10 protein-coding genes and 1 tRNA gene are annotated in these 8423 nt (G+C 64.8%); 3 read left to right on the top strand and 8 right to left on the bottom strand.

Features of this window, described 5'->3' with window-relative positions; genetic code table 11:
- Positions 1 to 3 precede the first annotated feature (3 nt).
- Together Q0925_RS05730 and Q0925_RS05735 are read right to left on the bottom strand one after the other, a co-directional pair.
- A tRNA-Trp gene (locus tag Q0925_RS05730) sits at positions 4 to 179 on the bottom strand.
- 40 nt (positions 180 to 219) lie between these two features.
- The gene (locus Q0925_RS05735; protein ID WP_299332697.1) at positions 220 to 441 is read right to left on the bottom strand and encodes a DUF5795 family protein; all 222 of its coding nucleotides are present in this window, start codon (positions 439 to 441) and stop codon (positions 220 to 222) included.
- A gap of 202 nt (positions 442 to 643) precedes the next feature.
- On the opposite strand from Q0925_RS05735, the gene Q0925_RS05740 reads away from it, so the two are divergent.
- The 3 genes from Q0925_RS05740 to Q0925_RS05750 all read left to right on the top strand — a co-directional run bounded on the left by Q0925_RS05740 (position 644) and on the right by Q0925_RS05750 (position 3026).
- Complete coding sequence (locus Q0925_RS05740) at positions 644 to 808, top strand: hypothetical protein (protein ID WP_299332699.1); 165 nt, start codon at positions 644 to 646, stop codon at positions 806 to 808.
- Between the two features lie 73 nt (positions 809 to 881).
- The gene (locus tag Q0925_RS05745; protein ID WP_299332701.1) at positions 882 to 1454 is read left to right on the top strand and encodes a response regulator transcription factor; all 573 of its coding nucleotides are present in this window, start codon (positions 882 to 884) and stop codon (positions 1452 to 1454) included.
- Between the two features lie 171 nt (positions 1455 to 1625).
- Positions 1626 to 3026: a DUF7289 family protein gene (locus Q0925_RS05750; RefSeq protein ID WP_299332704.1), complete on the top strand. Its 1401-nt coding sequence runs from the start codon at positions 1626 to 1628 to the stop codon at positions 3024 to 3026.
- On the opposite strand, the gene Q0925_RS05755 is transcribed toward Q0925_RS05750, so the two are convergent.
- The 6 genes from Q0925_RS05755 to Q0925_RS05780 all read right to left on the bottom strand — a co-directional run.
- Positions 3027 to 3758 (bottom strand): DUF7289 family protein, encoded by a 732-nt coding sequence (locus Q0925_RS05755; RefSeq protein WP_299332706.1) that lies wholly within the window; start codon positions 3756 to 3758, stop codon positions 3027 to 3029. It abuts the gene before it with no gap.
- Entirely contained in the window at positions 3755 to 4204 is a 450-nt protein-coding gene (locus Q0925_RS05760; RefSeq protein ID WP_299332709.1) for a DUF7266 family protein, read from the bottom strand. The genes Q0925_RS05755 and Q0925_RS05760 overlap by 4 nt, the downstream gene beginning before the upstream one ends.
- Positions 4194 to 5612 (bottom strand): DUF7261 family protein, encoded by a 1419-nt coding sequence (locus Q0925_RS05765; RefSeq protein WP_299332712.1) that lies wholly within the window; start codon positions 5610 to 5612, stop codon positions 4194 to 4196. Before Q0925_RS05765 ends, Q0925_RS05760 begins: the two co-directional genes overlap by 11 nt.
- A complete protein-coding gene (locus Q0925_RS05770; RefSeq protein ID WP_299332715.1) occupies positions 5600 to 6208 on the bottom strand; it encodes a DUF7288 family protein in 609 nt (202 codons plus the stop codon). Before Q0925_RS05770 ends, Q0925_RS05765 begins: the two co-directional genes overlap by 13 nt.
- A 2-nt stretch (positions 6209 to 6210) precedes the next feature.
- Positions 6211 to 6708, bottom strand: coding sequence for a DUF7287 family protein (locus tag Q0925_RS05775; RefSeq protein WP_299332717.1), 498 nt, complete (start codon positions 6706 to 6708; stop codon positions 6211 to 6213).
- Positions 6705 to 8423 (bottom strand): type II secretion system F family protein (locus tag Q0925_RS05780; RefSeq protein ID WP_299332720.1); only part of this gene is annotated, 1719 nt, incomplete at its 5' end. The genes Q0925_RS05780 and Q0925_RS05775, both read right to left, overlap by 4 nt.

Consider the following 8423-nt stretch of genomic DNA (forward strand, 5'->3'; position numbering starts at 1 on the left):
GAGTGGGGTCGGAGGGATTTGAACCCCCGATCGACTGATATCTCCGGTTGCGCCTCGGTACTCCAGAGGGTCGTCGTCGCGCGGCGATGATCAGTCGCGCGCTCGGTATATCAGCTGGAGTGTCGTCACCGGGCGTGGCCTCTGGAGTCAGTCGCCATGCCGGGCTTGGCCACGACCCCTCATGCTTTAATTATTTGAAGGAGGCTAAAGGGATTTCGGTTATCGGTCGTCGTCCGCCCAGTCGCAGTCCTGACACTTGTACCCCGTGACCAGTTCCGTGACAGAGGGCATATACGCCACGGCGAGGACGTCACCGTCACAGTCGGGGCACTGACGGTCGGCGTCCTCGATGCCATCGGCTTCCATGGGCGGTTCACCCTCGATCAGTTCGGCTAGTCGCTCGGCGGTCACCATTCGACCTTGGACGACGCGGTTCGTCATGCTTCGAGCGTGGATGCCGAGACAAGTAAGCCCTGCGTAGCGGCGGCAGTCGGTCGCCGGTCGCCGGATGGTCGGGTCATCGGGTGCGCGGGGTCGTCCGGCCGACCGGTAGTTTTTGATAGTATGGACCGGTAAGTAGCGGTACGGATCGCAATATGCACCGGGGAGTACGCGGCCGTCATGCAAGCGGGGCGTGGAAACGGTGACTGCACCGTACAGCTACGACGGGATGCTCGATCTGGGGCCGGAACAAGGATTCGAGTACGTCTGCTCGGAGTGCGAGTCGCGGTACGAGAGCGACCACTATCTCTGTCCGGCCTGTGGGAGGCTCACGATCGAGCGGCGGACACCGTCGGATGACACCTGACCGGGTGGCCCCCCACTCGGCAGAAATACCTTTTAGGGTGCCGTGGCAAGAACGGGTGGCCGGCGTGCCCCCCATGACCCCGTCACCCAGCATCCTCGTCGTAGAAGACGAAACCGAACTGGCCGAACTGTTCGCCGAGTGGCTCTCCGAGGAGTATGACGTCCGCGTCGCAACGACCGGCGAGGACGCGTTGGAGCGTGTCGACGAGGAGGTGGATGTCGTGTTGCTTGACCGTCTGATGCCGGGCATCTCGGGCGACGAGGTACTGGAGACAATCCGGGACCGTGGGCTGTCGGTCAGGGTAGCGATGGTGACGGCGGTGGAGCCCGACTTCGACGTCCTCAAGATGGGCTTCGACGACTACGTGGTCAAGCCCGTGTTCAGGGAGGACGTCCGTCGGCTCGTCGAGGGGCTCCTCGAACGCGACCAGTACGACCAACACCTCTCCGACCTCTTTGCGTCGGCGTCGAAACTCGCCGCCCTCGAATCACACAAAAGTGCCGGCGAACTCGAAACCAGCGAGGAGTATCTCCGGCTCAAAGCCGAGTTCGAGCGCACGAGAGAACGCATCGAGGAATTGGAGTCCGGAATGAGCGAACGTGACTTCGACGCGGTGTTTTATGACCTCTCCGAGGTCGACATCTGAGAAACCGCACGGTCCGGTCTCATTGCCTGCCGTTCGCTCGATCACGACGACGAGCGGGGCGACTCTACGGCCCCACGGCGCGGTGGGCGACGGGCCGGTCGAGAAACGGGCGGTATCGTCGCTGAGAACCGGCCGTCCGATTTTAATATGGTCACCGTTTAGCTCCGATCAATGCCGATGCCACGCCCGTCGCTGGACCGGTTCGCGCGTGACCGGACGGCCCAGTCGGAGACACTCGCCGTGTTGCTCCTCGTGGCGCTTACGGTCGTAGGCAGCGGGGCGGTGGTGGTGTTCGGCGCGGGCGCCATCGACGGCGCGACCACGTCCGCCGACATCGGAAAAGCGGAACACGCGATGACGCAGTTGGACTCGAAGACGAGTCTCGTCGCACACGGCTCGTCGGACACACAGCGGGTCGGCTTCGGCCGGGCCGGCCGCGGCGCCACGGCCGTCGACGAGAGTTCGGGTCGGATGATCGTCCGTGTTATCAACGGGACGAACGGCAACGAGACCATTTTGGACGAACAGCTCGGGACCGTGACCTACGAGCGCGGGTCGACGACGCTCGCGTACCAAGGCGGCGGGGTCTGGCGACGGGACGGGAACGGGAGCACGATGGTGTCACCCCCCGAGTTCCACTATCAGCAGGGGACGCTCACCCTGCCGCTTGTTCGGGTTCGGAGCGACGGGCTCTCCGGGCATGCCGTTCGGATCACCCAGCGGGCGCCGACCGACGGACAGTTCCCGAACGCGACGCGGTCGAACCCGCTGACCGAGGGCCAGGTCTACGTGACCGTCCAGAGCGACTACTACCGGGCGTGGGGCACCTACTTCGCGGAGCGAACGGGCGGCAACGTCACCTACAACCACACGGACGAGAGCGCGACCGTCGAGTTGGTCACGCCGTTCAAAGGCGAGTTCGACAACATCGTCGCGTCGACCAACGGCGGCATCACGGCAAACGGTGGCGACCCGCCGACACCCTCCCAGGCGGGGGCCGACTACCCATCGGCTGACGGGCGGATCGAGGACCGGATCGACGACTGCCGTGGCGGCGGGTGTAACAGCTGGGAAACCGACGACGAGTTCGACGACGCCGGAACCTACTACACCGAAAGCGACGTGAAAAACGACGAGATCGAGGTCAACACGAGTGACGGCGACGTGCATCTGGTGGTGAACGGTTCGTTCGAACCCAAGACCGTCGACGTCACCGGGCCGAACAACGTCACCGTCTACGTCAGAAACGACGCGGACTTCGGCGAGGCCAACGAAGGTGGGAGCGCGGAACGGTTCCGGGTGCTCGTCCATTCCTCGGGGGAGGTCGACATGGACGGCAACGCAATCTTCGTCGGGTTGCTCTACGCGCCCGAGTCCAACGTCGACCTCAACGGGAACGGAGTGCTTGTCGGCGGCCTCGTCGGCGGCAGCGTGGAGATCAACGGACTGCCGGCAAACGACTTTGGCTACGACCCCGCCGTCCGGGATATCGAACTCAACCTCGGGGGCGCGGAGCCACGGGTCCTGTATCTCCACGTGTCGGTAACATCCGTCGACATCGAGAACGGGTAGTCAGCGGAGAAGGTCGACACTCGCCGTGGTCCAGACGACGTGGAGTTCGTCGGTGTCTGTCGAACAGGAGACCGTCGCGCCTGCCGGGCCACAGGAGAACCCGTGTCGCTGGAACAACCGCTGCCACGCCGTTGTCCGTGACGACTCGACCGTGACCGTGACCGTCACCCGCCCGGCGTCGGGAGCGACCGACAGCGTTCTCGGCGGGCTTTTCGACTGTGCTCGGACCAGCGCCGTCGTGTCGCCGCCGATGCCGGTCCGGCTTCCGGCCGCGTCGACGTCGATCAGCGGGAGAACGACCCGGCGGTCGGTCGCCACCACCGCGGGATCGGACCGCACCACGGAGTCCCCGCGGTCGGTCCGCATCACCGTGTCGGAGACGTAGACGATTTCGGTGCCGCCGAGTCGATAAACGATCGGCTGTGTGGATATCTCGACGGATTCGGACGAGACGTTCGTCGTGACGTTGATCCGCGTCTTATCGCCAAAGGCGAGGTCGCCGTTGCCGAGACGGACCTCGGTCGACCGGCTGGGCGCGCCCCGACGGGCCACGTCGTCGATGCTGTCGTCAAGCACGTCGAAGGCCCGCTCCATGTTCTGGAGTTCTTCGGCGGTCCGGGCGTCGTCGAGGGTTTGGAAGCCGGCGACGTAGACGATACCGGTCGAGGCGGCGATCAGTGCGAACACGAGAACAAAGCCGATGGTCTCGCTCTGTGCCCGCGGTCGGGTCACGTTGAACGCACCTCCAGGCTGCCGCCCGAGAGAACGATCCGGAGGTCGCCGCCCCGGACGGCCACGGCGTCGACGGGCGTGGTGGTGGTGAAACTGACCCGCACCGTCACCACGGGGTCGTCCGACTCCAAAACGAGCGTCGAAGCCGCCGGGTCCACCGTCACCTGATATCCGGTGCCGGCGATCCGACCCGGAAGGGCGGCAGCGACGGACACCTCGCGCGACCCGGACGTCTCCGCGAGTCGGTCGGCCGACATCAGGTTCGACGCCAGCCGTTCACCCGCGACCTGGAGCGAGCCTCGCGTCGTCGCGTCGCGTTGGTCCTCAACGGCGGCACCGGCCGCGATGAGCAGGCCGCTGATGAGGATCGTCGCGATACCGAGGGTGAGCACGTAGCCAAGGGCCGTCGAAACGGCGCGGTCCGATCGTGGACGGCTACCGTTCATGAAGATAAAACACCTCCTCGCTTCCGTCGCCGAGAACGAACGTGATCGTCAGGTCGGCCTCCGACCTGTCGTAGGTGATTTCCATCGTCCCGAGGTCCTGACTGAGCCGGCGGATATCCACCTCGGCGTCGTCGACGCCCGCACCGATGATGGCGTACTGCCCGCTCCCGTCGCTGTCGGCGACGAAGTCGTAGCTGGTTCCGTTGGCGTCGAACTGGCCAGCCCTGTTTGCCTCGCCGATCTGTACGTCGGTCCGTTGGATATCGAGCTCCGGGGCGTTCCCGTCGTCGATGGTGATACCCGCGCCGACCCCCGTCGCGTCGACGGCGAACGCCTCGACTGTCACGTTCTCACCGGCGGTGTTTTCGATACGGAACTCGAGAACGTCGCCGTCGCTGGTTCGAACCGCCTCGCCCGAGTCCTTGGCGAACCGCAACATGTCGTCGGCCGACCGAGGCGTCGGAGAAATCCCGGCGCGTGATCGGTAGGTGAGCGTCGACGACTGGTAGGTGAGGTTGGCGTCGAATCCGTAGACGACCGGCACCCAGTACGGGGACGCAAGCGGGGCGGTGTCGTCCAAGCTACCGTCGACGGTCGTCGTGTTCAACACCGCGTCGTACGTCCCCTGCGATCGGTCGCCGTGCGTAATGGTAACGTTGTACGGCGGGGTCGTTCCCGCCGCGAAGTCGATGCCGCCACAGCCGGCACCGTTGATCGTGCCGGCTCGAACCCCGACACGTGGCGGGCCGGAAACGAGGTCCTCACAGACGTCGGTCGGGGTTGTCTCGCTGCCGTTCTTGACCGCGACGGTCGGGCCGTCGGTCGTGTCGTTGTACACGTAGAGGCTCCAGCGGTCCCCGCTCCCGCCGTTGCCGACGATATCGAGGCGGAGCGACTCGCCTTCGGGGTCGGTCGTCGACCGCAGTCCACCGGTGGTGTTCAGTTCGAACCGTTGGACGTCCTTGACGTCCGAGGCGATCGTCCAGTTTGCGGTGTCCGACCCGTCGGTCAGGTTCCGACCGGAGTCGGTCTGACGCACCCGTGCCCCGTCGTGGAAGGCGACTGTCTCGACGTCGGTGGCCGCGCCGCCGGCGAGTACGTGCCGTGTGGTGTAGTTCTCGAACCGTTCGATACGTCGGGTGACGTTCGCCTCGACGTCTGCCCTATCGGTTTCGTCGTCGTCGTTCAGCGCCGTCCTCTCGACGGCGGTCCAGAGATCGTCCTCGACGGTGTCGCGAAACGCCAGCGCCTCGCCCGAGTCGGTGTCCACGTCCCGGGTCGCGAGGTTCTCGGTGTAGATGGCGGTGTTCAACAGCAACACCAGGGCCACGATGGTCACCGCGATTGCGAATCCCGCCACGAGGAGGAGTTGCCCCCGGTCACCATCGTCGGGCGTCAGATCCGCCATACGGTGATGCGCACCTCCACGATGTTGAACAACCGGTTGCCCGGATCGATATCCGACGCGTAGAACTCCCGGTCCGGGTCCGCCGCGGCCGCCGAGATGGTTCCCGTTTCGGGCGACGAGAAGGTCGTGTCGTTGTACAGAACGACCTGCCGGGACGCGGTCACCGCGTCGTCGCTTGGGGTGCCCATCCGGACCATCGACGTCGTTGTCCGGGAGGCGTTCCGGTCGAAGGAGACAACGACCACGTTGAACGCGGCCCGCCGGTCACCGAACGTCTCGTTGAGAACGCGACCGAACTCGTTGGGCGGACCGGTGGCGTAGCTCACCCCATCGCTGTTGTTCGCCCCGTGGAACCTCGCTTTGTCGCCGATAGTGGGAGTCGCGTTCCAGTAGACGACGGCCTCGGTGAGACTCCCGTCGGCCGCGGTGGCTTCGAGAACGCCGACCGCCGCGGCTCGCTCCTGGTTGCCGACATGTTGGTTCGAGGTACTCGCCGACAGGGGTGTCACGGCCGTCGTCCCGAGCGCGAAGGTGACGCCGCTCAGCACCAACAGGGCCGCCACAAACGCTTCGAGCGTGTGTGCCTGTCCTCGCATGGTTACCACACCCGGACGAGCAACTGGTTTCGCTCCCTGTCGAAGGCCGCGTCGTCGTTCCCCGGCAACAACACGACGCGTCGCGCCACGACCACGTCGGCCGTGGTCGTCGTCCGGTCGCCGGCGGCCAGTCGCGTGCCGCCGAGGTGTCTGACCCCGGAAGCGTTCCTGATCGTCACGTTCACATGCGTGGTGGAGTCCAAGCCGAGCGTGTCGGGGAGGTCCGTCGTGGTGTACCGGCAGTCGGCCGGGACGCTACCGTCGAAGAAACTCCGTGTGCAACTCCCGTCGAGGACCGTGGGATCGTCGGGCGACGCCGCGAGGGTGTCGGCGGTCAACCGGTCCGCGCTCCGATCCGCGACAACCGAGTTCACGCCCGTATCGGAGGCGAAGGGGGCGAACATGGTCGGCGCAAAGGCGAAGGCAAACGCGACCACGCCGAGAAAGACGCTCACGCCGACGGCGAAATCGAGCGTCGTCTGTCCGCGGCGACGGGTCATCCGACCACCAGCCACACGGCCAGCGCGATGGTCTGGAGGATCACGACGAACTTGATGCCGGCGAGCAGGTTCGCCGTCCGGATGTAGCCGCTGATGATCCCCGAGAGGATGGCCTGTAGGGTCACCGCGTGGAAAAACAGAAGCGAGAGGAGCTGGGTGTCGATACCCCCGCCGAACTGCGCGGGACCGCCACCGCCGCCACCGCCACCACCGCCGCTCCCCGCGGCCTGTTGGGTGAGACCGGCCATCACGTCAAGGAACTGCGTCTTCAGGATTGCCATCACACCCAACAGCGTGAGGTAGGTCATGAGGATGATCGCCACCTGCATTCGGGTCCGGGAGCGCCGCTCGCGTTCGATGTCGTCCTGATTCTCACTGGCCTGTGCGGCCGTTGTCAGCACCTGCGTGATTTGGCTGGAGGCTTCCTGTGCCTTGCTGATGAGTTTGACCGTCCGCGCCAGACGCGGGACGTGGTACTTGTTGTTGAACTCGACCAGCGCGTTGCGCAGACTCATCCCGTAATTCACCTTGGCGTAGATAACGTCGAGTTCGTCCGCGAGTTTGCCGGAAGACGTTTCGGCGGTCGTCTGGATCGACTCCAAAAGCGTCTGTCCGGTGTCGTTCGCGCTCGACAGCTTCCGGAGATTGTCGGAGAGTTTGCCGGTGATCGCCGCTCTGGCCCGGACGTTCCACTCGTGGAAGACGGTGAGCGGAATCAGGATCACGTAGAGGGGGACGTACAACCAGACGAAGGTGCCCCAGACCGGCGCCTGGACCATACCGTCCCACGTCGTCGGAACCGACCCCGTGGCGGCGGCGACAACGGTCAAGACGAACGCGGCGGGCACCGTCAGCGCGAGGGTGAACAACGGGTTGTCCCGGAAAAAGTGGTGTGGGTTCCGGAGGAGGGCTTTCGTCTTGAACGTCCCCTCACGGGATTTGATCCGGTCGAAGATGCCGAACTCGCCGACGTAGCTCTCGATCAGGCCGAGGTGGCGAAGCCCCTCTTTCTGGACGTTCTGGATCCGGTCGCCCGCGTTGGACGGGTCGAGGTAGCCGTCCCCGGGTTCGTCCTCTTTTACCGTCGATACGAGCACGAGAAACATCACGCCGGTCAGCGGGATGAGCGCGTACACCGTGCCGTACAGCATGAGTGTCTGTGCCTCGCCGAGCATGCTCATGATGACGAGGATGATGATGAGAAGAAGGGGAAACAACGAGAGGGTCATATACATCTCGCCGAACAGTTCGAGGGTGTCGAGCGTGACCTCCTGTTGCTGCTTGGCGGTTCGCATATGCTTGTCCTTTTTATCCGAGAGAAACGCCTGCATATTACCTCCGGAGTTGACGATAGAAAGCATGTCCGTCAGAAACTGCGAAAGGTCGTCGCTGGGCGTGGCGGCCGCCTGTTGCCGGATCGCATTGCGGTAGTCGGTGCCGAAATACTCCGTCTCCTGAACGATGCTCTGGAACTCCTTTGCCACCTCGCCGTACGTGTCGTCAGCCCTGGCCATCGCTTCGAGAATCTCGAGTTGGTTCAGCCCCCCGACCGAAAGGGCGTACATAAACGAGATGGAGTCCGAGAGGAGCATGTTGATCTGTCGCTCCCGGGTCGAGGCCCGCGAGTACGGGATTGCGACAAGCGTCCCGAAGCCGGCGACAAAGCCGGTCGACCCCGCGACGAGGCCAACGATGCCGATGGCAGCGGGGACTTT

It is taken from the genome of Haloplanus sp. (assembly GCF_028275055.1).
In the GTDB taxonomy this organism is placed as follows: Archaea; Halobacteriota; Halobacteria; order Halobacteriales; family Haloferacaceae; genus Haloplanus.

Excerpts from the sequence above, each read along its gene's own strand:
- Q0925_RS05735 (WP_299332697.1), bottom strand. The coding sequence starts at position 441 with ATGACGAACCGCGTCGTCCAAGGTCGAATGGTGACCGCCGAGCGACTA.
- Q0925_RS05745 (WP_299332701.1), top strand. The coding sequence starts at position 882 with ATGACCCCGTCACCCAGCATCCTCGTCGTAGAAGACGAAACCGAACTG.
- Q0925_RS05750 (WP_299332704.1), top strand. The coding sequence starts at position 1,626 with ATGCCGATGCCACGCCCGTCGCTGGACCGGTTCGCGCGTGACCGGACG.
- Q0925_RS05760 (WP_299332709.1), bottom strand. The coding sequence starts at position 4,204 with ATGAACGGTAGCCGTCCACGATCGGACCGCGCCGTTTCGACGGCCCTT.
- Q0925_RS05765 (WP_299332712.1), bottom strand. The coding sequence starts at position 5,612 with ATGGCGGATCTGACGCCCGACGATGGTGACCGGGGGCAACTCCTCCTC.
- Q0925_RS05770 (WP_299332715.1), bottom strand. The coding sequence starts at position 6,208 with ATGCGAGGACAGGCACACACGCTCGAAGCGTTTGTGGCGGCCCTGTTG.
- Q0925_RS05775 (WP_299332717.1), bottom strand. The coding sequence starts at position 6,708 with ATGACCCGTCGCCGCGGACAGACGACGCTCGATTTCGCCGTCGGCGTG.